A 486-nucleotide genomic window follows, 5' to 3' on the forward strand; every position below is an offset into this window, starting at 1 on the left:
CTTCCAGGGTCACTTGTTGGGCCTTGGCGGACTTGGATTGGGCGCCGCCTTCACAACCCGCTACGCCTAACGCTAACAGACTGGCCGCCGCGGCGGCCATGACGAACCTCACCCGCATACGTTCCTCCGTATCGTTGGCTTCGCGAACGAAGCAAAAGGAAGTCTGCGCCCCGTTGGGGTGGTCGGCAATCACATTTTTGACACAGTCAGAAAAAGCGAACGGCGATATTTTGGGCCGCTCGTAGAATTTTTTCTCAAAGCGGGTTCAGAGAGCAAAAGTTGACATCCGCTCTCAACTTCTCACATGACACCCGTGTCGCCTTCAGGGCCGGAGCGACGCCCGACTTTTCTTGCGTGCGCTGCGCGCGAACAGGATCGAAAACCGAAGACATGACGGCCGAGACCGCCACCGCCGCCGCCCCTGCTCCCGCCAAGGAGTCCCCGCACAACCTCGAGACCGTTCTCTGGGTCAAGCACTGGACCGAC

The 486-nt window shown here is 59.7% G+C and carries 1 protein-coding gene; it reads right to left on the minus strand.

The features are described 5' to 3' along the window. On the minus strand, positions 1 to 193 hold a 193-nt coding region (locus AB4Z32_RS27685; protein WP_442125013.1), incomplete at its 3' end, for a hypothetical protein. Positions 194 to 486 lie beyond the last annotated feature (293 nt).

The organism is Massilia sp. 2TAF26 (assembly GCF_052115005.1).
Taxonomy (GTDB): domain Bacteria; phylum Pseudomonadota; class Gammaproteobacteria; order Burkholderiales; family Burkholderiaceae_D; genus Telluria.